25 protein-coding genes are annotated in these 26,317 nt (G+C 70.4%); 18 read left to right on the top strand and 7 right to left on the bottom strand.

Translation table 11 applies throughout. The features are described from left to right. Nucleotides 1-2: 2 nt before the first annotated feature. From AB6V31_RS06710 to AB6V31_RS06695, 4 genes are all read right to left on the bottom strand, one after another. On the bottom strand, nt 3-884 hold the full coding sequence (locus AB6V31_RS06710; RefSeq protein WP_369365073.1) for a 3-methyladenine DNA glycosylase: 882 nt from the start codon (nt 882-884) through the stop codon (nt 3-5). Between the two features lie 23 nt (nt 885-907). After that, nucleotides 908-1,618: an SOS response-associated peptidase gene (locus tag AB6V31_RS06705; protein ID WP_369364732.1), complete on the bottom strand. Its 711-nt coding sequence runs from the start codon at nt 1,616-1,618 to the stop codon at nt 908-910. A 164-nt stretch (nt 1,619-1,782) separates the two neighbouring features. Further along, on the bottom strand, nt 1,783-2,814 hold the full coding sequence (locus tag AB6V31_RS06700; RefSeq protein WP_056231197.1) for an App1 family protein: 1,032 nt from the start codon (nt 2,812-2,814) through the stop codon (nt 1,783-1,785). A 5-nt stretch (nt 2,815-2,819) separates the two neighbouring features. Next, the gene (locus AB6V31_RS06695) at nt 2,820-3,500 is read right to left on the bottom strand and encodes a DedA family protein (protein WP_074695021.1); all 681 of its coding nucleotides are present in this window, start codon (nt 3,498-3,500) and stop codon (nt 2,820-2,822) included. Between the two features lie 42 nt (nt 3,501-3,542). Between AB6V31_RS06695 and AB6V31_RS06690 the strand changes: the two genes are divergently transcribed. After that, nucleotides 3,543-4,781: an anthranilate synthase component I family protein gene (locus AB6V31_RS06690; protein WP_369364731.1), complete on the top strand. Its 1,239-nt coding sequence runs from the start codon at nt 3,543-3,545 to the stop codon at nt 4,779-4,781. Between the two features lie 66 nt (nt 4,782-4,847). Beyond that, the gene (gene leuS / locus AB6V31_RS06685; RefSeq protein ID WP_143017866.1) at nt 4,848-7,421 is read left to right on the top strand and encodes a leucine--tRNA ligase; all 2,574 of its coding nucleotides are present in this window, start codon (nt 4,848-4,850) and stop codon (nt 7,419-7,421) included. Between the two features lie 145 nt (nt 7,422-7,566). Here the strand turns inward: leuS and AB6V31_RS06680 are convergent, their stop codons facing one another. After that, entirely contained in the window at nt 7,567-8,064 is a 498-nt protein-coding gene (locus AB6V31_RS06680; protein WP_074695019.1) for a DUF2087 domain-containing protein, read from the bottom strand. 108 nt (nt 8,065-8,172) lie between these two features. Here AB6V31_RS06680 and AB6V31_RS06675 point away from each other — a divergent pair, with 108 nt between their 5' ends. The 3 genes from AB6V31_RS06675 to holA all read left to right on the top strand — a co-directional run bounded on the left by AB6V31_RS06675 (nt 8,173) and on the right by holA (nt 12,299). Then, nucleotides 8,173-8,904, top strand: coding sequence for a ComEA family DNA-binding protein (locus AB6V31_RS06675; protein WP_326493365.1), 732 nt, complete (start codon nt 8,173-8,175; stop codon nt 8,902-8,904). 83 nt (nt 8,905-8,987) lie between these two features. Further along, a complete protein-coding gene (locus tag AB6V31_RS06670; protein ID WP_369364728.1) occupies nt 8,988-11,252 on the top strand; it encodes a ComEC/Rec2 family competence protein in 2,265 nt (754 codons plus the stop codon). A gap of 9 nt (nt 11,253-11,261) precedes the next feature. Continuing rightward, the gene (gene holA / locus AB6V31_RS06665) at nt 11,262-12,299 is read left to right on the top strand and encodes a DNA polymerase III subunit delta (protein ID WP_268104052.1); all 1,038 of its coding nucleotides are present in this window, start codon (nt 11,262-11,264) and stop codon (nt 12,297-12,299) included. Nucleotides 12,300-12,427: 128 nt separating this feature from the next. Here the strand turns inward: holA and rpsT are convergent, their stop codons facing one another. Together rpsT and AB6V31_RS06655 are read right to left on the bottom strand one after the other, a co-directional pair. Further along, entirely contained in the window at nt 12,428-12,688 is a 261-nt protein-coding gene (rpsT, locus tag AB6V31_RS06660; RefSeq protein WP_056231218.1) for a 30S ribosomal protein S20, read from the bottom strand. A 118-nt stretch (nt 12,689-12,806) separates the two neighbouring features. Then, a complete protein-coding gene (locus AB6V31_RS06655) occupies nt 12,807-13,529 on the bottom strand; it encodes an alpha/beta fold hydrolase (protein WP_268104051.1) in 723 nt (240 codons plus the stop codon). Nucleotides 13,530-13,616: 87 nt separating this feature from the next. On the opposite strand from AB6V31_RS06655, the gene lepA reads away from it, so the two are divergent. From lepA to AB6V31_RS06590, 13 genes are all read left to right on the top strand, one after another. Continuing rightward, nucleotides 13,617-15,461 (top strand): translation elongation factor 4, encoded by a 1,845-nt coding sequence (gene lepA, locus AB6V31_RS06650; RefSeq protein ID WP_369364725.1) that lies wholly within the window; start codon nt 13,617-13,619, stop codon nt 15,459-15,461. A gap of 25 nt (nt 15,462-15,486) precedes the next feature. Beyond that, complete coding sequence (locus AB6V31_RS06645; protein WP_074695016.1) at nt 15,487-16,131, top strand: DUF1990 family protein; 645 nt, start codon at nt 15,487-15,489, stop codon at nt 16,129-16,131. Beyond that, entirely contained in the window at nt 16,131-17,348 is a 1,218-nt protein-coding gene (hemW, locus tag AB6V31_RS06640) for a radical SAM family heme chaperone HemW (RefSeq protein ID WP_369364722.1), read from the top strand. The genes AB6V31_RS06645 and hemW overlap by 1 nt, the downstream gene beginning before the upstream one ends. A gap of 180 nt (nt 17,349-17,528) precedes the next feature. Then, complete coding sequence (gene hrcA / locus AB6V31_RS06635; protein WP_056231235.1) at nt 17,529-18,569, top strand: heat-inducible transcriptional repressor HrcA; 1,041 nt, start codon at nt 17,529-17,531, stop codon at nt 18,567-18,569. A gap of 62 nt (nt 18,570-18,631) precedes the next feature. Continuing rightward, nucleotides 18,632-19,756 (top strand): molecular chaperone DnaJ, encoded by a 1,125-nt coding sequence (gene dnaJ, locus AB6V31_RS06630; protein WP_074695014.1) that lies wholly within the window; start codon nt 18,632-18,634, stop codon nt 19,754-19,756. A gap of 2 nt (nt 19,757-19,758) precedes the next feature. Beyond that, on the top strand, nt 19,759-20,493 hold the full coding sequence (locus AB6V31_RS06625; RefSeq protein ID WP_056231246.1) for a 16S rRNA (uracil(1498)-N(3))-methyltransferase: 735 nt from the start codon (nt 19,759-19,761) through the stop codon (nt 20,491-20,493). 65 nt (nt 20,494-20,558) lie between these two features. Then, a complete protein-coding gene (locus AB6V31_RS06620) occupies nt 20,559-20,906 on the top strand; it encodes an HIT domain-containing protein (RefSeq protein ID WP_056232343.1) in 348 nt (115 codons plus the stop codon). A gap of 49 nt (nt 20,907-20,955) precedes the next feature. Then, a complete protein-coding gene (locus AB6V31_RS06615; protein ID WP_235557024.1) occupies nt 20,956-21,981 on the top strand; it encodes a PhoH family protein in 1,026 nt (341 codons plus the stop codon). Next, a complete protein-coding gene (ybeY, locus tag AB6V31_RS06610; protein WP_369364719.1) occupies nt 21,978-22,445 on the top strand; it encodes an rRNA maturation RNase YbeY in 468 nt (155 codons plus the stop codon). The genes AB6V31_RS06615 and ybeY overlap by 4 nt, the downstream gene beginning before the upstream one ends. Next, the gene (locus tag AB6V31_RS06605) at nt 22,442-23,752 is read left to right on the top strand and encodes a hemolysin family protein (RefSeq protein ID WP_074695012.1); all 1,311 of its coding nucleotides are present in this window, start codon (nt 22,442-22,444) and stop codon (nt 23,750-23,752) included. The genes ybeY and AB6V31_RS06605 overlap by 4 nt, the downstream gene beginning before the upstream one ends. Next, on the top strand, nt 23,749-24,642 hold the full coding sequence (gene era / locus AB6V31_RS06600; protein WP_056231267.1) for a GTPase Era: 894 nt from the start codon (nt 23,749-23,751) through the stop codon (nt 24,640-24,642). Before AB6V31_RS06605 ends, era begins: the two co-directional genes overlap by 4 nt. Before the next feature lie 71 nt (nt 24,643-24,713). After that, nucleotides 24,714-25,661, top strand: a complete 948-nt coding sequence (locus tag AB6V31_RS06595; protein ID WP_268104045.1) for an NADP-dependent oxidoreductase — start codon at nt 24,714-24,716, stop codon at nt 25,659-25,661. Continuing rightward, on the top strand, nt 25,658-26,257 hold the full coding sequence (locus AB6V31_RS06590) for a GNAT family N-acetyltransferase (protein ID WP_081349741.1): 600 nt from the start codon (nt 25,658-25,660) through the stop codon (nt 26,255-26,257). The genes AB6V31_RS06595 and AB6V31_RS06590 overlap by 4 nt, the downstream gene beginning before the upstream one ends. Nucleotides 26,258-26,317 lie beyond the last annotated feature (60 nt).

Genomic DNA, 26,317 nt, shown 5'->3' with positions numbered 1-26,317 from the left:
GCTTACAACACGGATCGCGGAGGCAAGAAATCGGCGCCGTCGGGCGTGTCGCCCGCTTCCGTTGCGGCGTCGACGACCGCCCGTCGAAGGGCCTGCCCGCGCTCGCTCAACGCGCGTTGGCGCACGACGTACTCGGCTTTGCCCTCGGGGGTCTCGATCGCCACCGGCGCGTACCCCCAGTCGGTCAGGTCGTAGGGGGAGGCCTGCATGTCGAGCGTGCGGATGTCGCGCGCGAGCTCGAACGCGTCGAGCAGCACCGACCCAGGGACCAGGGGCCCGAGCTTCACCGCCCACTTGTAGACGTCCATCCCCGCGTGCAGACAGCCCGGCTGCTCCCTCGCCACCTGGTCGTCGCGACTGAGGGAGGTGCGGTTGAGCGGGACGGCCTCGGGCGTGAAGAAGCGGAACGCGTCGAAGTGCGTGCACGTGAGGTCGTGGGCGTCGACCACCGCGTCGGTGCCGTCGCGACCGAGGCGCAGGGGCACGGCGTGCCGCACCTCGTCGGCGCGGTAGGCCATCGCCCACTCGTGCAGACCGAAGCACCTGAACTTCGCGGGTCGATCGAGGGTGGCGCGCAGCAGGTTGACGATGCCGCGGTACATCGACCCTTTCTCGGAGCGGAAGCGTTCGGCATCCACTCGCATGCCCTCGGGCTCGGCCCGATACCACCTCCACGCGGCGCGTTCGTCGGCCCCTTCGAGCACGACCCCGGGACCCGGGTGCCACCGCCGCAGGATGGCGGGCTTGTACGAGTAGTACGTGAAGAGGAAGTCTTCGACGGGATGCTTCTGCGCGCGGCTCGCGCGGGCGCGGTGATCGGCGGTGAGCGCGTCAGCGCGATGCGCGTGCTGTTCGGCGGCGTCCGTCCACTCCGCGCGCGTCAGGACGGTTCGGGTCGCGACCAGCGTCACTCGACCGGCTCGATGAGGTCGGGGGAGTCGTTACGGACGTTGCCTACCGCCGCCGAGACCACGTGGTCCTCGAGCGTCTCGGCCATGTCGGGCGCGGCGTCGATGGCCGCGTCGAGGACGTCTCCGACGTTCTCGGTCGTGGGGTCGAGCCAGGCGTCGGCGAAGTCGGGATCCATGAACAGCGGCATGCGGTCGTGGATGGAGCCCAGCCGTCCGATCGCATCGCGCGTGAGGATCGTGCAGCTCAGCACCCAGCGGGCGGGGTCGTCGTCGGCGAGAGCGGGGTTCTTCCACCACTCGTAGAGCCCCGCGAAGAACAGCGGCGAACCGTCGGCGGGGTGGATGTAGTGGGGCGTCTTGCCCTCGTCAGTGGTCTTCCACTCGTAGTAGCCGGATGCCGGGATCACAGCGCGTCGCTTGATGAGGGCGTTACGGAACATGGGCTTGTCTTCGACCTCTTCGGATCGCGCGTTAAAGGCCCGTGCGCCGATCTTGACGTCTTTCGCCCACCCCGGGATGAGCCCCCAGCGCGCGACCTCGAGCCGGCGGACCGGGGGTTCGCTCTTGATCGAGTCGAGCACGATGCCGACCTGCGACGTCGGAGCGATGTTGTACGAGGGCCGGGGCAGCTCGTCGGCCTCGACGTCGACGCGCAGCACCCCCACGAGCTCGGAGGCCACATTGGCTACGACGAAACGACCGCACATGCTCCCACCGTACGCGCCACCTCCGACATCGGGCCTCGCGCTCGGTCGCCTCCGCGCACATCCTCAGCGTTCCGCGCATCCTCAGCCGTGAGGCGCGGGATGCCACTGACTTTGCGCGAATCGCTGACGTTACGCCGGACGCACCGAGGCCGCGGCATCGGGGATCAGGCCTCGTTGGATATGACGCCCGTGCTGCGCAGCCGCTCGAGGAGACCCGCGCCGTCCGAGGCCGTCACCCAGGGCACTTCGGCGGCGGAGTGGTCGTCGACGACCGTCCGCCCACCCGCGAGCACCGCTTCGGCGGGGAGCAGTCGCCGGATCGCGACGGCCGCGACGTTCTCGGGGTGCTCGATCGCGAAGCCGGTGTAGATCGCGTCGTCGTGCTGGCCGTCGTCGCCGACCAGGAGCCACTTCACGTCGGGGAACTCCGCGGCCAGGCGTCGGAGGTTCTGCTCCTTGTGCTCTCGGCCGCTGCGGAACCACCGGTCGTGGGTCGGCCCCCAGTCGGTGAGCAGGAACGACCCGGCGGGGAAGAGGTGGCGGCGCATGAAGCGGGTGAGCGTGGGCGCGACGTTCCAGGCACCGGTCGACAGGTAGACCACGGGTGTTCCCGGGTGTTCGCGCGTGAGGCGCTCGAGCATGACCGCCATCCCGGGGACGGGCTGTCGCGCGTGCTCGTCGACGACGAAGGAGTTCCACGCGGCGAGCAGGGGGCGGGGGAGCAGCGTCACCATGACGGTGTCGTCGATGTCGCTCACCACGCCGAAGCGCACGTCGGACCCCACGATGAACACGCGCGTCTCGGCCGGCTCGCTGCCTTCGACCGACATCGTGATGCTCTGCCAGCCGGGGCTGAGCGTCGCGGGGAGCTTGGCATCGATCACTCCACCGCGGTCGGCGACCACACGATGCGTGACGCCGTCGATCGTGACGTCGACCTGTCCGAAGCCGACCGGCACGGCCGCGAAGCTTCGCCACCCGCGCAAGCTCGCGAACTCACCCGTCGACGTGCGCTTGATCGGCGGGGCGATGAGCACGCGGCCCAGCACGCGGACCCATTCCTCGGTCCCGTACCCCGGGAAACCCGTGACGGCGGGACGCAGTCCGCGGGCGCGCGCTCGACGTTCGCGCCAGCGGTGGAAACGGCGCTCGAGTCGGGCGAACCAGAGCACTTTGGCGCGAGGGGAACGAGGCATCGCCCTCAGTCTTTCACGTCACCGTCCACCGGTTCGAGAGGAGCGGTCTCGTCCGCGAGATGGCGACGTTCGAGCCGCTCGATGATCTTCTTGCCGACGAAGACCAGAACGATGAAGGCGACGAGGATGCCGACGAAGATGTAGCCCGCACCGTGGATGCGGTCGGACAGCTCGCGGTACGTCCCCGCAGCGGATGCTGCGACCGTGACGTACAGGCTCGCCCACACGACGCACGCGGGGGTGGTCCAGGCGAGGAAGCGGCGATAGCTGTAGCCGCTCATTCCGACCGTGAGAGGAACGAGCGAGTGCAGCACGGGGAGGAAGCGCGACAGGAAGATCGCGGGTCCGCCGCGACGACGGAGGTACCGGTCGGCCCGCTCCCAGTTGCGTTCGCCGAGCTTCTGGCCGAGGCGCGAGGCGCGGATACGCGGACCGAAGTAGCGACCGAGCCAGAACCCGAGGCTCTCACCGAGCAGCGCGCCCACTACGATCGCCGCGGCCAGCACGACCCCTTCGACCGGGGAGGCGACGGCGGTGCCGGCCACGATGACCATCGTGTCGCCCGGGACGACCAGCCCCACGAGCACGCTGGTCTCGAGCATGACCGCGATCCCGGCGATGATCGTGCGCAGCACGGGGTCGACGTTCTGGACGACGTCGAGCAACCAGGTGAGGATCTCATTCACCTCCGTCAGCCTAGGGCCGGATCCCCGCTCTAGCCTGAGAGCGTGCCCCGCTCCGCCCCTCCGTTCACCCTGCCGCGGTGGGTCGACCCCGAGGCGGCTTTCCTGCACGTGTTCGCGACGGGCGGGGACGCGTTCTGGCTGGACGCCGGACGCGAGGCGCCGACGGGGTGGAGCTGGATGGGCTCGGGTCGCCTCGACGACGCGTCAGCACCCCTGCAGAGGGATGCCGCACCCGCCGGCGGACCCACGGATGACAGCGGCCCGTTCCGGGGCGGCTGGGTCGGCTGGCGCTCGTACGAAGGACGGGACGCCTGGCTGCGCGTCGCCGCCCTCGTCGCATTCGACCACGCCCGCCGCCGCGTCCACGTCTTCGGCGACGCCGACCTCGCCGCGCGGGTCGCGGGCGCACCGCCCCCGGTGACCGTGGGCGCGGCGGAGCCCCGGGGCATGGCATCCGGCCGAGTGGAGCCCGAGCGGTACGCCGACCTCATCGGCGCCTGTCGCGAGCGGATCCGCGAGGGCGACGCGTACCAGCTGTGCCTCACCACCCGCTTCACCGTGCCCGGGCGGCACGACGCGGTCGCGGTGTTCCGCCGGCTGCGGCAGGCCTCGGCCTCGCACCACGCGGGTCTCATCCGCATCGGCGGCACCACCCTGGTCAGCTCGTCTCCCGAGCGCTTCCTCGAGGTGCGCGACGGTCGCGTGCACACCCACCCCATCAAGGGCACGCGTCCTCGCTCGACCGACCCGGACCGCGACCGGGCGCTCGCCGAGCACCTGCGAGCGGATCCCAAGGAGCAGGCCGAGAACGTCATGATCGTCGACCTCATGCGCAACGACCTCTCCCGGGTGTGCGACCCCTCGACGGTCGGGGTCGACCGGCTGCTCGAGGTCGAGACGTATCCCACCGTGCACCAACTGGTGAGCGAGGTGTCGGGGCGGCTCGTGCCGGGCACCACGATCGGCGGGCTGCTCGATGCCGCGTTCCCCGCCGGGAGCATGACGGGCGCGCCGAAGCAGTCCGCGATACAGATCCTCGCCGGGCTCGAAGGGGAGGAACGGGGGATCTATTCGGGAGCCTTCGGCTGGATCGGCGACGACGGGGCGGCGGATCTCGCGATGGTCATCCGGAGCGTCGTCGTGGAGCAGGATGCCGCCTGGGTCGGGGCGGGAGGCGGCATCACGTGGCGCTCGGTCGCGGCATCCGAAGTCGCCGAAGTGGGGATCAAGGCCCGGGCTCCATTGGCGGCCCTGGGAGCCGAGGTCCCGCCCGGGTGGTGACCTGCGCGTCCGATAGCCTGGAGGTTGGCCCCCGCGGCCTCCCGACCTTCACGATTGGCTTCATCCGTGTCTCAGAACTCCGCACCAGACCCCCGCGAGGGGGGCTTCGACACCCACGCCATCCAGGCGAAGTGGCAGCAGGCTTGGGCCGAGAAAGACCCGTTCCGCGCCGGTGGCGACGACGACACGCGCCCTCGCAAGTACGTGCTCGCGATGTTCCCGTACCCCTCGGGCGACCTGCACATGGGTCACGCCGAGAACTACCTCTACTCCGACATCGTGGCGCGCTTCTGGCGCCACCGCGGGTACAACGTGCTCAACCCCATCGGGTGGGACTCGTTCGGCCTGCCCGCCGAGAACGCCGCCATCAAGCGCGGCGCCGACCCCGTCGAGTGGACCTACGCGAACATCGCCCAGCAGAAGGCGAGCCTGAAGGACTACGGCGTCTCGTTCGACTGGAGCCGCGTCCTGCACACGAGCGACCCCGAGTACTACCGCTGGAACCAGTGGCTGTTCCAGAAGCTGTACGAGAAGGGCCTCGCCTACCGCAAGGACGCCCTGGTCAACTGGGACCCGGTGGACCAGACCGTGCTCGCCAACGAGCAGGTGCTGCCCGACGGCACCAGCGAGCGCAGCGGCGCCGTGGTCGTGAAGAAGAAGCTGACGCAGTGGTTCCTGCGCATCACCGACTACGCCGACCGCCTGCTCGACGACCTCAACCAGCTCGAAGGCTTCTGGCCGAGCAAGGTCATCCAGATGCAGCGAAACTGGATCGGCCGTTCCGTCGGCGCCGACATCGCGTTCGAGATCGAAGGTCGCGACGAGAAGATCACGGTCTTCTCCACGCGCCCCGACACCCTGCACGGCGCAACGTTCTTCGTCGTGGCCCCCGAGTCCGACCTGGCCGCCGAGCTCGCTGCATCCGCTGATCAGGGTCTGCGCGAGAGCTTCGAGGCCTACCTCGCTCAGGTGCAGCGCGCGACCGACATCGAGCGCCAGGCGACCGACCGCCCGAAGACCGGCGTGTTCCTGGGCCACTACGCGATCAACCCGGTCAACGGCGAGAAGCTGCCCATCTGGGCCGCCGACTACGTGCTCGCCGACTACGGTCACGGCGCGGTCATGGCCGTGCCCGCGCACGACCAGCGCGACCTCGACTTCGCCCGCGCCTTCGACCTGCCCGTCAAGGTGGTCGTCGACACGACCGCGCCGATCACCGGCGCGATCCCGGTGATCGAGCTCGACGACGAGGGCGTGCCGATCGACCCGCTCGGCGACATCGACGACCTAGATCCCGTCAAGACCGGCATTGCGCTCACCGGAGACGGTCGCATGATGAACTCGGGCTCGCTCAACGGGCTCTCGAAGCGTCACGCGATCGCCCGCATGATCGAGGAGCTCGAGGCCAAGGGCGTCGGCCGCGCCGCCAAGACGTACCGCCTGCGCGACTGGCTCATCTCGCGTCAGCGCTACTGGGGGACGCCCATTCCGATGCTGCACGGCGAGGACGGCTCGATCACGCCCGTTCCCGCCGACCAGCTGCCGGTGACGCTGCCCTCGGTCGAGGGGCTCGACCTGAAGCCCAAGGGAACTTCGCCCCTCGGCGCGGCCACCGACTGGGTGCAGGTGACCGACCCCGAGACGGGCCAGACGCTGCTGCGCGACCCCGACACGATGGACACGTTCGTCGACAGCTCGTGGTACTACCTCCGCTTCCTCTCGCCGAACAGCGAGACCGAGGCGTTCTCGGCCCGCGAGGCGAACAAGTGGGGCCCCGTCGACTTCTACATCGGCGGCGTCGAGCACGCGATCCTGCACCTGCTGTACGCGCGCTTCATCACCAAGGCGCTGTTCGACATGGGTCTGGTGGAGTTCACCGAGCCGTTCTCGAGCCTCATCAACCAGGGCATGGTCATCCTCGACGGTACGAAGATGTCGAAGAGCAAGGGCAACCTGGTGCTGTTCCAGGAGGAGCTCGACGCCCACGGCGCCGACGCCCTGCGCGTGGCCCTGGCCTTCGCGGGTCCGGTGGAGGACGACAAGGACTGGAACGACGTCTCGACCACCGGTGCGGCGAAGTTCCTCGCCCGTGCCCTGCGCATCGCTCACGACGTCGACAGCGAGACCGACGTGGTCTGGGCCGAGGGCGACGCGTCGCTGCGCCGAGTGACGCACCGCCTGCTGGCCGATGCCGCGAACCTCGTCGAGCAGACGAAGTTCAACGTCGTCGTCGCGCGCCTGATGGAGCTGGTCAACGCCACCCGCAAGGCCATCGACGGCAAGCCCGGTGCGAGCGACCCCGCCGTGCGCGAGGCCGCCGAGGTCATCGCGATGACCCTCGACCTGTTCGCCCCGCACACCGCCGAGGAGATGTGGGCGACGCTCGGCTACGACGGATTCGTCGGGCTCGCGACCTGGCGCCAGGCCGACCCCACGCTGCTCGTCGAGGACACCGTCACCGCGGTCGTTCAGATCGATGGCAAGGTGCGCGGCACGCTCGAGGTCTCGGCCAAGATCGGCGCCGACGAACTCGAGGCCATGGCCCGCGCCGACGAGAAGGTGCTGCGCGCGCTCGGCGACCGCGAGATCGTGCGCGCGGTCGTGCGCCCGCCGAAGGTGGTCAGCTTCTCGACGAAGTAGGTTCTCTGATTCCGGATGCCACGCCACCGGCGCTCTGCGGAGTGCGGGGGCGTGGCATCCGGCGTCTTCTGACCGTGTGGAGGCGCGGCGCTCGAAGAGACGTGCGCCTCGCCGAAACGTTGCGAGGTGAGTGCGCGCGGAGCGGTCAGCGGGCGCGAGAGTAGGCGCCGCCGTCGCGGGAGCGCTCGAGGAGCCCGGCGTCGACCAGATACCGGCGCATCGCCGCGACGTCGTCGACGATCGCCGCCAACCGGTCGTTGACCGCCCGTTCGGTGAGGATCTCGCCCGGCTCGCTCATTCGCCCGACGATGTGGAGGAGCACGGCGTCGCGGTCGGCGGCTCGAGAGGGGTAGACCGTGAGGCGGCCGTCGACGAAGAAGCGGTCGACGCCCGCCGCGCGGGGCGCGGCCGGTGCGGAGCGGAGGGCGTCGCGGAATACCTCGGGCTCGGTTCGCCATCCTGCGCCGTCAGGGGAGATGAGCCCTGCCGAGAGCAGCGTGTCGAGGACGCGTCGACGCTTTCCGGGTGACAGGGCGTCGAGGGCTTCATCGACCGGCTGGGCGAGCACGATCCGCGCGTACACGTCGCGTGCGCGATCGTCGGCGAGGGCTGAGATCACGGCGCGCCACGTGTTCGTAGACATCGCTCCAGGGTAGATGCGGGTTCTGCACAGCGCGGGGATCCTTCCGGCTGTCCACGAAAGAGCGATCTCGCGCCGCGCGACGGCAGCCTCGGTGCCTAGCGTCGTGGCGTGACCGAACCGTCCTCTTCCTCCCATCGCGAGGAGTCGCAGCGCACGGTGATGCGGGGAGCGTCGATGAAGCAGTCCCGTTCCCCGTCGAACGCGGGTGGCACGGAACCGGAGGAGCGCGACGCTGCGAATCCACTCCCGAGCGCTCTTCCCCCGCGAGCGCGCCTCGGCATCGGCGCGGTCATCGTCCTGGTGCTGCTCGCCTTCGCCGTGACGATCGGCATCGGCATGCTGCGGGGCGCCACCGGTGCCGAGATCGTCGACGAAACGGCATCCCCCTCCACGTCTTCCGCCGCCCTGCCCGCAGAGGCGGGACTGTACGTCCACGTCGCGGGAGCGGTGCGCGAGCCCGGGCTGTACCGGCTCGATGCCGGTGACAGGGTCGCCGACGCGATCGCCCGGGCGGGAGGCTTCGCCGACGACGCGCAACGCGACGGGGTCAACCTCGCCAGGCCCGTGGCCGACGGTGAACAGATCGTCGTCCCGGTGGTCGGGGCAGAGGCTGCTTCACCCGCCTCGGGCGGCGGCGGCAGCACGGGTGGCGCGCTCGACCTGAACACCGCGACGCGCGAGCAGCTCGACGAGCTCCCGCGCATCGGGCCGGCGATGGCCGACCGCATCCTCGCGTGGCGCGAAGCGAACGGTCGTTTCACGAGCGTGGATGATCTGCTTTCGGTGCCGGGGATCGGGGAGAAGATGCTCGCGGGCATCCGAGACCTGGTGCGCGTGTGAGGGGGCGTCCCGGCGCGCGCCGCCGATCCCTTCGGGCGGTCTCGGTCGCCGCGGCGACCTGGGCGACCGCGGGTGCGAGCACGATGATTTCGGATCCCACCCCGCTCGCGGTGGTCCTCGCCCTCGCTGCGTGCGCGACCACCGCGCTCGCGTGGCGGCGGTCGGCGGTGCTCGCGATCGTCGCGGTCGCGCTCGCCTGCTCGGCCGCGGCGGCGGGGACCGTGGCGACGGCGGGATCGACGCGGGCGCAGATCGCCGCCCTCGAGGCCGACGGAGGGCGCCACCTCGAGCTGGAGGTCACCGTCACCGGGCGCATCGACGGCTCTCCTGACGGCGGCGCGTGGTTCGACGCCGTCGCCACGCGGGTGCGCGCGGGCGCTCTCGCCGTCACGGGGAGGGTCCCCGCGCGGATCCTCGTCGATGCCGAGGGACGGTCGGCGCTGGAAGCGGCGAGCATGGGCAGCGAGGTGCGGCTGAGGGGGCGAGCCGTCCCCTCCGACCCGGGGGAGCGCGCCGCCCTCGTCGTCCGGACGAGTTCCGTCGAGTCGGCTTCGACCCCGGCGGGCGTGTGGGCGTTCTTCGAGGGACTGCGCGACGGCCTCGTCGCCTCGACCCGCGGCCTGCCCCAGCCGGGAGCGGGTCTGGTGCCGGGGCTCGCCGTGGGTGACACGACGAGCCTCGACCCCGACACAGAGGCCGCGATGAACGCCTCGTCGCTGTCGCATCTCACGGCCGTGTCGGGGGCGAACTGCGCGATCGTCGTGGGTGCGGCGTTCGCCCTGCTGGCGCTGTGCGGTGCGTCCCGCGGCGGGAGGGTGATGGGGGCGATGCTGGTGCTGGCGGCGTTCGTCGCGCTGGTGACCCCCGAGCCGAGCGTCATCCGCGCGGCCGCGATGGCGGCAGTGGCGATGCTCGCGCTCGCACTCGGGCGACCGGCGATCGGCGTGGCCGTCCTGTCCCTCGCGGTGACGATTCTGCTGATGGTGGACCCGTGGCTCTCCCGCTCGCTCGGCTTCGCCCTCTCGGCCGCAGCGACCGGGGCCCTCCTCGTGCTCGCGCGCCCCCTGGCCGGCGGATTGGAGCGATGGATGCCGCGCGCCCTCGCCCTCGCCCTCGCGGTGCCCACGTCGGCCCAGCTCGTCTGCGGCCCGCTGATCGTCCTCATCGACCCGCACGTTCCCCTTCTCGGTGTCGCGGCCAACCTCGTCGCCGACCCCGCTGCGGCGCCCGCCACGATCGCGGGAGCCCTCGCCTGCATCGCCCCGTTTCCCTGGCTGAGGGACGGTCTGACGGCCCTCGCCTGGGTGCCGGCCGCGTGGATCGCGGCTGTCGCGCACACGACCACGGCGGTGTCGGCCCAGAACCTGCCGTGGCCCGACGGTCTCGTCGGGGCGGCGTTGCTCGCCGGCGTCGGCGCGGCGGTCAGCATCGCCGTCGTCAGACCGCGCCGGTTGCCCCGGATCACCGCGATCTCATCCGCCGCCGTCGCCGTGGTCGTCGGCCTTGTCCTGGGGCAGACGGCGGTCCGCACCGTCGCGGGGCCCCTCACCGTGCCCGCGGCGTGGCAGGTGGCCATGTGCGATGTCGGTCAGGGCGACGCGACGCTCTGGCGGTCCGGAGACGCCGTGGCGCTGGTCGACACGGGACCCGAACCCGAGGCACTGACCCGATGCCTACAGACGTTCGGGGTGGACCATCTCGCCCTCGTCGTCCTGACGCACTTCGACCTCGACCACGTCGGCGGGTCCGCGGCGGTGATGGGGCGGGTCGATCTCGTGGTGCACGGGCCGCCCGACGAGGCGGCCGACCGACGACTCCTAGACCGGTTCTTGGACGCGGGAGCGCACCTGCAGAAGGCGACGATCGGCATGACGGGCACACTCGGCGGCACGCGGTGGCAGGCGCTCGGTCCCGCCCCGAACGCCGAGGCCGGAAACGACGCCTCCGTCGCCCTCGACGTCGCCGGCGCGAGCTTTCCTCGCACGGTGCTACTCGGCGACCTCGGCGAGCAGGCGCAGTCCGCCCTCCGACGGCGGATCGATGTCCCGCGTGTGCAGGTGGTGAAGGTCTCCCACCACGGCAGTGCCGACCAGGATGCCGCGTTGTACCGGGCGCTGCACCCGGCGGTCGGGCTCATCGGGGTCGGTGCCGACAACGACTACGGGCATCCGACCGCGACGCTCCTCGACATCCTGGCGGCTCTGGGAAGCACTGCGGCGCGCACCGATCGGGACGGTGCGCTGGCGGTCTGGCTCGACGAAGAGGGGAGACTCACCCTGTGGCGCGAGCGCGCGGGGACGGGGGAAGGGGCTCGCGACCCGACCGGCGATGTCGGAGCCGGTCGGTAGGCTGGAGGAGTGACTCCGGCTCCCCGACGCTCCGCCCCCGCCAAGGCGAAGTCGGCCATTCCGCAGGTGTCGTGGCGTTCCCCTCAGCCCGCGCCGATCGTTCTGGTCTCGGGCCCCGAAGAGGTCTGCGCCGAGCGCGCGATCGCAGGCATCCGATCGATGCTCAAGAGCGAGGACCCGAGCCTCGAGGTCACCGACATCCGGGCCGACGACTACGCCGCCGGCACCTTGCTCAGCGTCACGTCGCCATCGTTGTTCGGCGAGCCCCGACTCGTCCGCGTCAGCGGCGTCGAGAAATGCAGCGACACCTTCCTCACCGAGGCGGTGTCGTACCTCGCCCACCCGCAGGACGGCGCGACGGTCGTCCTGCGCCACACCGGAGCGAGCGTTCGCGGCAAGAAGCTGCTCGACGGCATCCGCGCGGGTCAGGGCAGCGGCATCGAAATCGCCTGCCCCGCGGTCAAACGCGACTCCGACCGATTCGATTTCGCGGTCGGCGAGTTCAAGGCCGCGCAGAAGCGCATCGCCCCCGTCGCCCTCAGGTCGCTGGTCTCGGCCTTCGCCGACGACCTCACCGAGCTGGCCGCGGCATGCCAGCAGCTCATCTCCGACGTCCCCGGCGACATCGACGAGCGGATCGTCGAGCGCTACTACGGGGGGCGCGTCGAGACCTCTGCCTTCACCGTGGCCGACACCGCCATCGCCGGGCAGTACGGCCCCGCCCTGCTCGCGTTGCGACACGCGCTGGCATCCGGGGCCGATCCCGTGCCTCTCGTCGCCGCGGTCGCCATGAAGCTCCGCACCATGGCGCGCGTGGCGGGCACCCGCGAGTCGTCGTCGATGCTCGCTCAGCGCCTGGGCATGAAGGACTGGCAGGTCGACCGCGCCCGCCGCGACCTCGTCGGCTGGACCGGCAACACGCTCGGCATGGCGATCCATGCCACGGCTCGAGCCGACGCCGAGGTCAAGGGCGCGTCGAGAGACCCCGTGTTCGCCCTCGAGCGGATGATCACCATCATCGCCACCCGCGCGCCCTACGGGGGCTGAGCGGCAACCGAAGAGGCTTCGCTTGCCGCGCCGGTTGCGCACGCGGACCGTGCGCAGAGGTCACCCCACTCCGAGAACGACGAAGCCCGCCCCGCGATGCGGGACGGGCTGTCGAGAAGAGCTGCGGCTCAGAGAGCGGCGACCGACTTCGCGATGGCCGACTTGCGGTTCGCGGCCTGGTTCTGGTGGATGACACCCTTGCTCACGGCCTTGTCGAGCTTCTTGGTCGCGGTGGCGAGCGCCTTGAGGGCCGCTTCCTTGTCACCGGCCACGACGGCCTCCTTGGTGCGACGCACGTGCGTGCGGAGCTCGCTCTTGACGGCCTTGTTGCGCTCGCGCGCCTTCTCGTTGGTCTTGTTGCGCTTGATCTGCGACTTGATGTTCGCCACGTCGACGGTCTTTCGTTTGAGTGAGTATGGGATGTGCCGGGCGAGCGGTAGAGGGGCGCTGCACCGGCGATCGTGGAGGTCGGGAAAAACCCCACACGCAAGCCAAGGACCGAGTCTATCAGGTCGATGCCTCGATCGTGGTGAGCGCCACCTCCAGCAGCGCGTTGAAAACTCGCGGACGCATCGCCGTGACGAGATGCGTCGTGCGCGGAACCACGATGAGCTCCGCGTGCGGGGCGACGGCGAGGAACATCCGCTCGTTCATGCGGAGCTGATCCCACTGCCCGTTCACGAACCACAGGGGCACATCGATCCGGCGAAGCGATGCCACGATGTCGAGCTCCGCGAGAGACGACAGGGCCGTGTCCTGCGCGTCGAAGGCGTAGCCGCCGGCGCCGAAGTCGGGCCGCGTCTCGGGAGGGAGGGTGCGGTCGAGCACGCGGTTCGTGAGTCCCAGACCGCGATCGGGGAGGCTATCGAAACGCCGCGTGAAGAAGCGGTAGGCCGCCAGCCCGATGCCGCGGGGCAGGGACGTGCACGATGCCGCGACGAACCCGGCGACCGGGGGACGAGGCGCGGCGCCGACGTACTCGATCGACAACAGCCCGCCCATGGAGTGCCCCACCAGCAGCACGGGACCGCGGGTCGCGGCATCCTGTACCGCGTCATCGATCGTCACGAACGCCCCGTCGAGCGTGAAGGCCTCGTCGCGGCGCGTTCCGTGCCCCGGCAGGTCGACCGCGGTGACCGGGGTGCCTCGCTGTCGCAGATGCGCGACCTGCGCCCGCCACATCGTGGCGGACGTGCGGATGCCGTGCACGAGCACGACCTGGACCGCCATGGCATCCACTGTAAAAGCCTCCGGATGCCGTGGTGCCGAGCCTCCGGGGACGGCGATGTCGGCGCACCACCGTAGAATCGACGGAACATGTCACCGCGCGCCCTGAAGCCCCTCGAGCCGTCTGCCACTCCGCCGGAGCAGATCCGCAACTTCTGCATCATCGCTCACATCGACCACGGCAAGTCAACGTTGGCCGACCGCATGCTGCAGATCACCGGCGTCGTCAGCGACCGCGATATGCGGGCGCAGTACCTCGACCGCATGGACATCGAGCGCGAGCGCGGTATCACGATCAAGTCGCAGGCGGTGCGGATGCCGTGGGGCACCGGTGACGGCACGTTCGCCCTGAACATGATCGACACGCCCGGTCACGTCGACTTCACGTACGAGGTCAGCCGATCGCTGGCGGCGTGCGAGGGAGCGATCCTGCTCGTCGACGCGGCTCAGGGCATCGAGGCGCAGACCCTCGCCAACCTCTACCTCGCGCTCGAGAACGATCTGACGATCATCCCGGTGCTGAACAAGATCGACCTTCCCGCCGCCGACCCCGACAAGTACGCGGCCGAGCTCGCCGGTCTCATCGGCGGCGACCCCGCCGACGTGCTGCGCGTCAGCGGCAAGACCGGCATTGGCGTCGAAGAGCTGCTCGACCTGATCGTCGAGAAGATCCCCGCCCCCGTCGGCAGGGCCGACGCTCCGGCCCGCGCGATGATCTTCGACTCCGTGTACGACGCCTACCGCGGCGTGGTCACATACGTCCGCATGATCGACGGTGCCCTGCAGCCGCGCGAGCGCCTGCAGATGATGTCGACCGGCGCGACGCACGAGGCCCTCGAGATCGGCGTCTCGAGCCCCGAGCCCGTCCCCACCAAGGGTCTCGGCGTGGGCGAGGTCGGCTACCTCATCACCGGCGTAAAAGACGTGCGCCAGTCGAAGGTCGGCGACACGATCACCACGCACCGCAAGCCCGCGACCGACGCGCTGCCGGGCTACACCGACCCGAAGCCCATGGTCTTCTCGGGCATCTACCCGATCGACGGCAGCGACTACGCCGAGCTGCGCGAGGCTCTCGACAAGCTCAAGCTCTCCGACGCCTCGCTGCAGTACGAGCCCGAGACCTCGGTCGCCCTCGGCTTCGGCTTCCGTTGCGGCTTCCTCGGCCTTCTGCACCTCGAGATCATCACCGAGCGCCTCTCGCGCGAGTTCGGTCTCGATCTCATCACCACCGCTCCGTCCGTGACGTACGAGGTCACGACCGACACCGGCGAGACGGTGTCCGTCACCAACCCGAGCGAGTACCCCGACGGCCGCGTCGCCTCGGTGTCGGAGCCGATCGTCAAGGTCGGCATCCTGCTGCCCAAGGACTACGTCGGCACGGTCATGGAGCTCTGCCAGACGCGCCGCGGCACGCTGCTCGGCATGGAGTACCTCAGCGAAGACCGTGTCGAGCTGCGCTACCACATGCCCCTCGGCGAGATCGTGTTCGACTTCTTCGACCACCTCAAGAGCCGCACGCAGGGCTACGCGAGCCTCGACTACGAGCCCGCGGGTCAGCAGACCGCCGATCTGGTCAAGGTCGACATCCTGCTGCAGGGCGACAAGGTCGACGCGTTCAGCTCGATCGTGCACCGCGAGAAGGCGTACGCCTACGGCACGCTCATGGCCGAGCGCCTGCGCAAGCTCATCCCGCGCCAGCAGTTCGAGGTTCCCATTCAGGCCGCGATCGGTGCGCGCATCATCGCGCGCGAGACGATCCGCGCCATCCGCAAGGACGTCCTCGCCAAGTGCTACGGCGGTGACATCACCCGAAAGCGCAAGCTCCTCGAAAAGCAGAAAGAGGGCAAGAAGCGCATGAAGATGGTGGGCCGCGTCGAGGTTCCGCAGGAGGCGTTCATCGCCGCCCTGTCGGGAGACGTCGAGACCAAGAAGTAACGCACCACACCGAGAGGGGTGAACCATGCGCAGGCAGAACTTCACCGATGACACGGTCGACTACGCGGCTGTCGGAGCCACTCAGGCGCACGATCTGATGCAGTACCCGCCCGAGAACTCGCTGCCGGCAGAAGACGCCTGGCGCATCGGCAGCGGCGAGGAGCGTTTCGCCGCGGCCGGAGAGCTCCTGCTGTCGTGGGCGCCCCTGCGCACCGGCGAACTGAGCATCAGCGACGTGCGCCCGGCGTCGGGTGAGGGCTACTCGGGCGTCGGCTTCGACGCCGACGGTGCTCCCGTCGCGCCCAGCAGCCTGGAGGCCGAGCAGCGCTTCGCCGCCGACGGAACACCGTTCGTGAGCCCCGGCACCGGCGTGCGCCTGCACGGCAAGGTCGACGGCCACCGCGCCGACGCCGAGCTGCGCGTGATCTCGGTCTTCGAAGAGCCCCGTCGCGTGGGCTTCATCCTCGGCACCGTCGGACATTCGATCGTCAGCGGTGAAGAGCTGTTCGCGGTGGAGTGGCGCGACAACGACGAGGTGTGGTTCGTCGTGCGCGCCTTCGACCGCCCGACGGCCCCGTCGTACCGCCTGTTCTCGAGCCGCGTGCGCCGTCGGCGCAAGGCGCTATTCGCCCGCTACCTGCGCGCGATCTCGCCGCTGTACTCGTCCTGATGGGTGGTCCGCTCCCGCTCGGAGACCCGGCCCCCGCCGACGGACACCTGCCCGCCGACCTCGAGATCGACCCGACCGCCGATTTCGGTGTCTACCTGCACGTGCCGTTCTGCCGGGTGCGGTGCGGCTACTGCGACTTCAACACCTACACCGCCAGCGAGTTGCGCGGCGCCCGCCAAGACGACTTCGCCGACACGCTGGCCGCCGAGGTGCGTCTGGCGGGTGGAGTGATGGATGCCGCGGGTGGCCGCCGCGCGGCATCCACCGTCTTCTTCGGCGGAGGAACGCCCACCCTGCTGCCGCCGGGCGACCTGGCGCGCATGCTCGACGCGGTCCGCTCGGAGTTCGGAATCGCCGACGGGGCCGAGGTCACCGTCGAGGCCAACCCCGACACCGTCGACGGCACGGTCGCCCGCACGCTCGCCGACGCCGGCGTCACCCGCCTGTCGATCGGCATGCAGTCGGCCCGGCCGAACGTGCTCGCCGCCCTCGACCGCACCCACGATCCCGCGAACGTCGCCACGGCCGTCGCCGCGGCCCGCCGCGCGGGTCTCGACGTCTCGGTCGACCTCATCTACGGCGCGCCGGGAGAATCGCTCGACGACTGGCGCGCCTCCCTCGAAGCGGCCACGGCCCTCGAGCCCGACCACGTCTCGGCCTACGCGCTGATCGTCGAAGACGGCACCAAGCTCGCGCGCCAAATCCGCTCCGGGGTCGTGGCGATGCCCGACGACGACCTGCAAGCCGACATGTACGAGCTGGCCGACGACCTGCTCGCCGCCGCCGGATACGACTGGTACGAGGTGTCGAACTGGTCGCGCGACGTCGCGCACCGCTCGCGTCACAACCTCGCCTACTGGCGGGGGACCGACTGGTGGGGCTTCGGGCCGGGCGCGCACAGCCACGTCGCGGGGCTCCGCTGGTGGAACGTGAAGCACCCCGCCGCGTACGCCCAACGCCTGGCCGCGGTCGAATCGCCCGCGGCCGCGCGCGAGCGGCCCGACGAGACCGCGCGCCGGCTGGAGTCGGTGCTGCTGCGCAGCCGCATCCGCGAGGGTCTGGCCGTGTCCGAGATCCTCGGCGAAGGGCGGAAGGCCGTGGCATCCCTCATCGCCGACGGTCTGATCGAGGGCCGGGATGCCGTTCACGGGCGCATCGTGCTGACGCTGCGGGGACGACTCCTGGCGGATGCCGTGGTCCGGGCGCTCACGGTCTGACCGGCGACGCGGCCGGCGGACGAGTTCGTTCCGGTGGTCGCGTGCCGACCTCGATGAGGGGCTCTCGGGCGTTGAACGACGCGCCGCAGGGCGACTCCGCGAGCCGCCCGGCACCGTGCCGAGGCGATCCCGTAGAATTGGCACTCCGCAGATGCGAGTGCCAGACGGGAGGAGCAGCTCATGGTGTCGGAACGTGGCCTTCAGGTGCTCCGTGCGATCGTGCAGGACTACGTCGACACGCGCGAACCCGTCGGCAGCAAGGCGATCGTCGATCGACACGCCTTCGGGGTGTCGGCGGCGACGATCCGCAACGACATGGCCCTGCTCGAGGACGAAGAGCTCATCGTCGCCCCGCACACCTCGTCGGGGCGCGTCCCCACCGACAAGGGATACCGCGTCTTCGTCGATCACCTCGCCGAGCTCCGCCCGCTCTCGGGAGCACAGCGCAGCGCCATCACGTCGTTCCTCGACGAAGCGGGCGACCTCGACGACCTGCTCGCCCGCACCGTCCGCGCGCTCACGCAGCTGACCGGACAGGTCGCGATCGTGCAGTACCCGTCGTTCGCCCGCGCCAATGTCAGTCACGTCGAACTGGTCGCCCTCGGCGGCCCGCGCGTGCTGGTGATCCTGGTGACCGACACGGGCCGGGTCTCGCAGCGCATCGCCCTCGTGCCCGCAGAACCCGGCGAGACCGACATCGTGCAGCTGCGCGCTCGCGTCGGCGCGCTGCTCGTCGGGCGCAGCGTCGCCGACAGTTCGCAGCAGGTGCAAGCCGTGCTGACCGACGGGCCGCGCCCGGGTGTCACGCTGGACGTGCTCGCCGACGCGGTGCTGCGCATCGTGGGGGAGGAGCTCGAGGAGTTCCGTCAGGATCGCCTCGTCATGGCCGGCGCCGCGACCCTCGCCAAGCGCGAGTCCGACTTCCGCGGGAGCATCTACCCGCTGCTCGAGGCGATCGAAGAGCAGGTGACGCTCCTGCGTCTCATGAGTGAGATGGTGGCCGATGAGAAGGGGCTGTCAGCGAGCATCGGTCGTGAGAACGAGCCGTTCGGACTCATCGAGGCCTCGGTGCTCGCCAGCCGGTACGACGGATCCACCGGCGGGGCCCGCGTCGGGCTGCTCGGTCCCACCCGCATGGACTACTCCTCCAACCTCGCGGCGGTCCGTGCCGTCGCGCACTATCTGACCCGGATGCTCGAAGACGACGACGCGTCTCGCTGACGTCGAATCCCGCGAGCACCCCACCCGAGAACGACCCCGCGCAAGCGGACAGGAAGGCGATTGTGGCTGACCACTACGAGGTCCTGGGCGTCGAACGCGATGCCAGCCCCGAAGACATCAAGAAGGCGTACCGCCGACTGGCACGCCAGCTGCACCCCGACGTGAACCCCGGAGAAGACGCCTCCGAGCGCTTCAAGCTGGTCACCCACGCCTACGACGTGCTGAGCGACCCCGAGCAGCGCCGCCGGTACGACATGGGCGGCGACCAGAACCCCTTCGGCGGCGGGGGAGCGGCCGGCTTCGGCGGGTTCAGCGACATCTTCGAGACGTTCTTCGGTGGGGGCGGCCAGGGCGGCGGCGGACGGGGTCCGCGTCCGCGGTCGCGTCGAGAGCGGGGCCAAGACGCCCTGGTCCGTGTGACCCTCGACCTCGGCGACGTCGTGTTCGGCACCCACCGCGACCTCGAGGTCGACACCGCCGTGCTGTGCGAGACGTGCCAGGGCGCGTGCACGCAGCCCGGGACCAGCGAGGTCACGTGCGACATCTGCCACGGCTCCGGCCACGTGCAGCGCACGGTCCGCAGCCTGCTCGGGAACGTCGTCACCAGTGCCCCCTGCAGCGTCTGCCAGGGTCACGGGACCACCATCCCCTACCCGTGCGGGACGTGCCAGGGTCAGGGCCGCGTTCGTGCGCGCCGCACGGTCTCGGTCGACATCCCCGCCGGTGTCGAGTCGGGCCTGCGTCTGCAGCTGCCCGGGTCGGGCGAGGTCGGTCCTGCCGGCGGCCCCAACGGCGACCTGTACCTCGAGATCACGGTCGAAGCGCATGAGGCCTTCAGTCGCGAGGGCGACGACCTCGTCGCGACCCTCGAGGTGTCGATGCCGGATGCCATTCTCGGGACGAACACGTCGATCGAGTCCCTCGACGGCAGCGTCGACCTCGAGGTGCGCCCGGGCGTGCAATCGGGCGACGTCCTGACCATCAAGGGCCGCGGGATCACGCCGCTGCGCGGAAGTCAGCGCGGCGACCTGCGCGTCGGCGTGCACGTGGTGACCCCCACGCGTCTCGACCACAAGGAGCGCGCCCTCATCGAGGAGTTCGCCAAGCGCACGAAGGCCCCCAAGCCGCGGCTTGCCGAGCACCAGCAGGGCATGTTCAGCAAGTTCCGCGACCGCTTCCGGCACTGACCGTGGTGCTGCACTTCGTCACCGACGACGCCGGGAACGCGCACGCGGGCGACTCCGTCGTGCTGACCGGCGCCGAGGCGCACCACGCCGCCGCCGTGCGGCGCGTGCGCGTCGACGAGGGGGTGACACTGGGCGACGGTCGCGGAGCGTGGCTCACGGGTGTCGTCACCGCGGCGTCGCCGAAGCAGGTCGAGGTACGGGTGACGGGGCGCGAGGTCATCCCCGGACCCTCGCCGCGCTTCGTGCTCGTCCAGGCCCTGGCCAAGGGCGACCGCGACGAACTCGCCGTTCAGGCGGCGACCGAGCTCGGCGTCGACGCGATCGTGCCCTGGCAGGCCTCGCGCAGCGTCTCGCGCTGGGATGCCAAGGCCGACAAGGGCCTCGCCCGCTGGCGAACGATCGTCCGCGAAGCGGCCAAGCAGGCGCACCGGGCCTGGATCCCCGAGGTCGAGGGCGTGGCCCGCACGGCCGACCTCGTGCGTCTCGCCGCGACCTCGCTCGTGCTGGTGCTGGAGCCCTCGGCATCCGACCGTCTCACGTCCGTCGCGACGGAAGGCTCCCGCGGGCGCGACGTCGTGCTCGTGGTCGGCCCCGAGGGCGGCATCGCGCCAGAGGAGCTCTCGGCCCTGGCCGATGCCGGCGCCCGACTCGTACGCCTGGGCGACACGGTCCTGCGCACCTCCACCGCGGGGGCCGCGGCCATCTCGGTGCTGTCGGCGGCGCACGGGCGCTGGTGATCCGGGCCGCGCCTCGGCGCAACGGCCCCGCCTCGATGTCGGAGGCCCTCACTAGACTGGATGCCATGAGCGAGCCGTCGATCTTCACGCGCATCCTGCAGGGCGAGATCCCCGCCGAGATCGTCGCCGAGACCGAGAACGCCTTCGCGATCCGCGACATCGCGCCCCAGGCGCCGGTGCACCTGCTGGTGATCCCCAAGACGCAGCAGTACCGCAACGTCGTCGAGCTGGCCGCGGGCGACCCCGACCTGCTCACCGAGGTCATCGGCCTCGCGAACTCCGTCGCCGCCGAGCACTCCGACGGCGACTTCCGTCTGATCTTCAATACCGGCGAGGGCGCCGGTCAGACCGTCTTCCATGTGCACGCCCACGTCCTCGCGGGCGGCCTGAACGAAAAGAGCCTGGGTGGCTGATTCCCCCGAAGAAACCGTCTCCGACCGCATCGAGGTCGACGGCGTGGCCATGGTGCAACTGCTCGGCCCGCAGGATCGCCTGCTGCGCGTGGTCGAGAAGGAGCACCCCGACGTCGACGTGCACGTGCGCGGCAACGAGATCACCCTCTCGGGCACGCCCGACGCGGTGCGCGCGGCCCGCGGCCTCGTCGACGAGCTGCTCAGCATGACCCGCTCGGGTCACGGCCTCGACCCGGCCGACGTGACCAGCTCGAATCGCATGCTGCGCTCCGACGGCGGACCCCGTCCGTCCGAGGTCATGGGCGAGGCGATCCTGTCGTCGCGCGGAAAGACCATCCGACCCAAGACCGCGGGTCAAAAAGAGTACGTCGACGCGATCGACGAGAACACGATCGTGTTCGGCATCGGCCCCGCCGGTACCGGCAAGACCTACCTCGCGATGGCGAAGGCCGTGCAGGCGCTGCAGCGCAAAGAGGTCAACCGCATCATCCTCACGCGTCCCGCCGTCGAGGCGGGGGAGCGGCTCGGGTTCCTCCCCGGCACGCTCACCGACAAGATCGACCCGTACCTGCGGCCGCTCTACGACGCGCTCAACGAGATGATGGACCCCGACATCGTCCCCAAGCTCATGGCGACGGGAACGATCGAGGTCGCCCCGCTGGCCTACATGCGCGGGCGCACGCTCAACGACTCGTTCGTCGTGCTCGACGAGGCGCAGAACACCACGCCCGAGCAGATGAAGATGTTCCTCACGCGCCTGGGCTTCGGCACGCGCATGGTCGTCACTGGCGACATCACGCAGGTCGACCTTCCGCAGGGCGCCTCGGGCCTGCGCCTCGTCACGCGGGTCCTCGACGACATCGACGACATCCACTTCTCGCGCCTGACCAGCGACGACGTCGTTCGACACAACCTCGTCGGCCGCATCGTCGACGCGTACAGCGAATACGACGAGAAGCGCCTGGCCGCTCGACGCGAACGCGACGAGGCCTCAGAATTCGCCACCCGTGCGGAGCGACGCGGCCCCGGTGCCGCCGGTCCCCGCGATCACCTCCCGAGACGAAACCGCTCATGACGATCGAGATCAACAACGAGTCCGACCACCAGATCGACGAGCAGGTCCTGCTGCGTCTGATGGAGTTCAACCTCCAGGAGCTGCACGTCAGCACCGACGCCGACGTGGCCATCGTGCTCGTCGACGAGGGCGCCATGGAGTCCCTGCACGTGCAGTGGATGGACGAGCCCGGCCCCACCGACGTGCTGAGCTTCCCAATGGACGAGCTGCGTCCGGGCTCCGAAGACGCGCCGACCCCCGCGGGCCTGCTGGGCGACATCGTGCTCTGCCCGGCCGTGGCCGAGACCCAGGCGGTCGCCGCGAAGCACTCGACGCAGGACGAACTGATCCTGCTGACCACGCACGGCCTGCTGCACCTCCTCGGCTTCGACCACGCCGAGCCCGATGAGGAGCGCGAGATGTTCGGGCTGCAGCGCGAGCTCATCGCCGGCTTCCAGGCCGTCGAGCGCCAGCGCCGCGCATGACCGAGGCCCTCCTCCTCGTCGCCGCGTTCCTGCTCGTCGCCTTCGGCGGGCTGATGGCGGCGTTCGAGGCGGCCCTGGGCGTGACCTCGAGAGTCGATCTGATCGAGCTCGGATCGGGCGGCCGTAACGCTCGGGCACTGCGCCGCATCGGCGACGACACGAATGCCCACGTCACCGCCGTCTCGTTCATCCGCGTTCTGGCCGAGACGACCGCTGCCGTGCTCGTCGCCGCCGCGTTCATGCTGATCTTCGACAACATCCTGCTCGCCGTTCTGGCCGCGGCGGTGCTGATGACGGGCATCTCGTTCGTCGCCGTCGGGGCGAGCCCCCGCTCGGTCGGACGCCAGCACGCTCGGGGACTCCTCCGAGGCGGCGCGCCCGTCATCCGGGGGATGCGAATCCTGCTCGGACCTCTCGCACACGGGCTCGTGGCCGTGGGGAACCGCGTCACGCCGGGAGTCGCGCACTCGACGTCGTTCGCGTCGGAAGAGCAGTTGCTCAGCATCATCGACGAAGCGGCCGAGAACGAACTCATCGAAGAGGACGACCGCGAACTCATCCACTCGGTCTTCGACTTCACCGACCGCTATGTGCGGGAGGTCATGGTGCCCCGCACCGACATGGTGAGCGTGGACGCGACTGCCACCTCGCGCGAGGCCCTGGCCCTTTTCCTCGAGAAGGGCGTCTCGCGCATCCCCCTCGCCGACGACGAAGCCGACGATGTCGTGGGCGTGCTGTACCTGAAGGACCTCGTCCAGTTCGGCTTCCGCGACGAGGCCGGGTGGCGTGATGCTCCGATCCGTCGCATCGCGCGGCCGGCCGTCTTCGTCCCCGAGTCGATGAAGGCCGAGACGTTGCTGCAGCAGATGAAGAAAGACGCCGTGCACGTGTGCCTCGTCGTCGACGAGTACGGCGGCGTCGCGGGTCTCGTGACCCTTGAAGACCTCATCGAGGAGCTTGTGGGCGAGATCGCCGACGAGTACGACGCCCCCTCGACCGAGATCGTGGAGCTGCCCGACGGCCGATACCGCGTCAACGCGCGGCTGGGCCTCGACGAGGTCGGCGACCTGTTCGGTCTCGAGCTCGACGACGAAGACGTCGACTCGATCGGCGGGCTTCTGGGGAAGGCGCTCGGCCGTATCCCGCAGCCCGGCGCCACCGCCGAGCACTCCGGCCTCGTGATGACCGGCGGGGCCTCTCGCGGCCGCAACCGGGGCATCGCGACGGTGATCGTCGAACGGGCTGAGACGATGGACGATGAAGACGTCGAGGCCGACGCCTCGTCGCGTGAGAGGAACGACAGATGACCGACACCCGATCCGGTTTCGTGACCTTCGTGGGCCGGCCGAACGTCGGCAAGTCCACGCTGACCAACGCCCTCGTGGGCGAGAAGGTCGCCATCACGAGCGACAAGCCGCAGACCACCCGCCGCGCCATCCGCGGCATCGTCAATCGCCCGGGCGGCCAGCTCGTGGTCGTCGACACCCCCGGCATCCACCGCCCCCGTACCCTGCTCGGCCAGCGGCTCAACGACCTCGTCGAGCAGGTGCTCGGCGACGTCGACGTGATCGCGTTCTGCGCACCCGCGACCGAAAAGGTCGGCCCCGGAGATCGCCGGATCGCCGAGTCGCTCTCCGGCTACCCGCGGGCCAAGAAGGTCGCTCTGGTGACCAAGACCGACGCCGCGACGCGGGATCAGATCACCGAGCGCCTCATCGAGGTCGACGCCCTGCGCGAGGACTGGGCCGCGGTGATCCCGCTCTCGGCCGTGACGAACGACCAACTCGACGTGCTGAGCGATGAGTTGCTCGCCCTCATGCCGGTCGGGCCCGCTCTGTACGACGACGATGTGGTCACCGACGAGGCCCTCGACGACCGCATCGCGGAGATCATCCGCGAGGCCGCCCTCCACGGCGTGCGCGACGAGCTCCCGCACTCGATCGCCGTGACCGTCGACGACGTCGCCAAGCGCGAAGACAGCGACCTCACCGACGTGTGGGCCAACATCGTCGTCGAGCGCGACAGCCAGAAGGCGATCATCATCGGCAAGAAGGGCTCGCGCCTGGCCGACGTGGGTGCACGCGCACGCGCCGGCATCGAGCCGCTCGTCGGCGGACGCGTCTACCTCTCGCTCCACGTCCGCGTGGCCAAGGAGTGGCAGCGCGACCCGAAGCAGCTCGGCCGCCTGGGCTTCTGACCGACCCGGGCAGCACACCTCAGGCCGGGGGCTACGCTCAGCGGCGACGACGCGAAACGAAAGGCGTGACCATGGCGAAGAGGTGGACGGCTCCGGCTCCCGGGCCCATCGATCAGTGGAGCTTCGACGAGGTCGAGGTCGCACCCCCCGGCTCGGGTGAGGTGACGATCCGCGTGCACGCGGCGGGCGTGAACCCGGCCGATGCGAAGCACGTCGCCTCGGCGCGTCCCGGCGCGGAGTTCCCCGTGCCGATCGGCTACGAGCTGTCGGGCGAGGTGACGGCAGTCGGTCCGGATGCCGTGGGCGGCTCGGGGGAGCTGACGATCGGCGACGAGGTCGTCGCGTTCCGCGTGCAGGGCGCCTACGCGACCGACATCACGGTTCCGGCCCGCGACGTGTTCGCCAAGCCCGCGACCCTCTCGCACGCCGAGGCGGCGAACCTGCTGCTCGCGGGCACGACCGCTGCCGAGATGATCCAGGTCACCCGCGTCACCGAGGGCGAGACGGTTCTGCTGCACGCGGCCTCGGGCGCGGTGGGCGTGAGCCTGCTCCAGCAGGCGCGCGAGCTCGGCGTCCGCGTGATCGGCACGGTGGGGCCGGATGCCGAGGACTCGGCCGAACGCGTCCGTCGCTACGGCGGTATCCCGGTGGCCTACGGCGACGGCCTGCGCGAGCGCGTCGAAGAGGCGGCCGACGGCGCCCCGATCGCCGCCGCGTGGGATGCCGTGGGCAGCGACGAGGCCATCGACGTCTCTCTCGCCCTCGTGTCGGAACGCGACCGCATCGTCACGATCGTCGATCCGGAGCGCGCGAAAGCCGACGGGTTCCTCTGGATCGCCGGAGCGCGGCCCGAGAGCGCCCGTTTCCGCGACATCGCGCGCGCGCGGGTGCTCGAGCTTGCGGCATCCGGAGTCCTCGAGGTTCCCGTCGCGCGCACCTACCCCCTGGCCGAGGCCATCGCCGCTGTGCGCTTCGTCATGGACGGCCACCCCGGCGGAAAGGTCGCCCTGCTGCCGTGAGCGCGTCGCCGTTCGTCCTGCCGCCAGCGCCCGAGACCCTTGAGGTGACCAGCGAGCGGGTGCGCCTGCGCCCGTTCGAAGAGCGAGACCTCGAGGCCATGGCTGCGTACCGCGGTGACGCCGAGGTCTGCCGTTTCCTCCCGTTCGAGCCGCAGTCGCCCGACGACATCCGTGCCCGGAACGGCCATCTGATGGGCGGAACGAGTCTCGAGGGCGAGCGCGGCGGCGTGATGCTCGTGATCGAGCGCGTCGACGACGGCGCGGCGATCGGCGACCTCGTGCTCTTCCACCTCGATGCCGGAGCCGGGTCGGCCGAGGTGGGCTGGGTGGTCAGCCCCGCGGCATCCGGTCGAGGCCTCGCCACCGAAGCGGTGCGCGCGCTGATCGACACCGCATTCGACGTGTACGGACTGCGTCGGCTGACGGCGCAGATCGACGCCGACAACGTCCGCTCGGCGGCCCTCGCTGAACGGCTCGGCATGCGGCGCGAAGCGCACTTCGTCGAGAACGAGTGGTTCAAGGGCCGGTGGAGCGACCTGCTCGTCTACGCCGTGCTCGACCGCGAGTGGGCGGCCGCCCGACGGAGCGCCTCGTGAGGGACTGCTACGATCGCTCCATGCGCTTCGGTGGCCAGCTTCTTCTTAGTTGCCGCGACG

Origin of the sequence: Microbacterium sp. 16-032, assembly GCF_041079455.1 — a bacterium.
Classification (GTDB): Bacteria; Actinomycetota; Actinomycetes; order Actinomycetales; family Microbacteriaceae; genus Microbacterium; species Microbacterium testaceum_A.
The sequence above is the reverse complement of the archived record's forward strand: the minus strand, read 5'-3'. Positions and strand labels throughout refer to the sequence as shown.

Bases quoted from the DNA above. Each gene is read 5' to 3' on its own strand.
- AB6V31_RS06705 (WP_369364732.1), bottom strand. From the start codon at position 1,618: ATGTGCGGTCGTTTCGTCGTAGCCAATGTGGCCTCCGAGCTCGTGGGG.
- lepA (WP_369364725.1), top strand. From the start codon at position 13,617: ATGTCACCGCGCGCCCTGAAGCCCCTCGAGCCGTCTGCCACTCCGCCG.
- hemW (WP_369364722.1), top strand. From the start codon at position 16,131: ATGGGTGGTCCGCTCCCGCTCGGAGACCCGGCCCCCGCCGACGGACAC.
- era (WP_056231267.1), top strand. From the start codon at position 23,749: ATGACCGACACCCGATCCGGTTTCGTGACCTTCGTGGGCCGGCCGAAC.
- AB6V31_RS06670 (WP_369364728.1), top strand. From the start codon at position 8,988: ATGATTTCGGATCCCACCCCGCTCGCGGTGGTCCTCGCCCTCGCTGCG.
- hrcA (WP_056231235.1), top strand. From the start codon at position 17,529: ATGGTGTCGGAACGTGGCCTTCAGGTGCTCCGTGCGATCGTGCAGGAC.
- AB6V31_RS06605 (WP_074695012.1), top strand. From the start codon at position 22,442: ATGACCGAGGCCCTCCTCCTCGTCGCCGCGTTCCTGCTCGTCGCCTTC.
- AB6V31_RS06620 (WP_056232343.1), top strand. From the start codon at position 20,559: ATGAGCGAGCCGTCGATCTTCACGCGCATCCTGCAGGGCGAGATCCCC.
- AB6V31_RS06615 (WP_235557024.1), top strand. From the start codon at position 20,956: ATGGTGCAACTGCTCGGCCCGCAGGATCGCCTGCTGCGCGTGGTCGAG.
- AB6V31_RS06595 (WP_268104045.1), top strand. From the start codon at position 24,714: ATGGCGAAGAGGTGGACGGCTCCGGCTCCCGGGCCCATCGATCAGTGG.
- ybeY (WP_369364719.1), top strand. From the start codon at position 21,978: ATGACGATCGAGATCAACAACGAGTCCGACCACCAGATCGACGAGCAG.
- AB6V31_RS06680 (WP_074695019.1), bottom strand. From the start codon at position 8,064: ATGTCTACGAACACGTGGCGCGCCGTGATCTCAGCCCTCGCCGACGAT.
- AB6V31_RS06700 (WP_056231197.1), bottom strand. From the start codon at position 2,814: ATGCCTCGTTCCCCTCGCGCCAAAGTGCTCTGGTTCGCCCGACTCGAG.
- AB6V31_RS06645 (WP_074695016.1), top strand. From the start codon at position 15,487: ATGCGCAGGCAGAACTTCACCGATGACACGGTCGACTACGCGGCTGTC.
- AB6V31_RS06655 (WP_268104051.1), bottom strand. From the start codon at position 13,529: ATGGCGGTCCAGGTCGTGCTCGTGCACGGCATCCGCACGTCCGCCACG.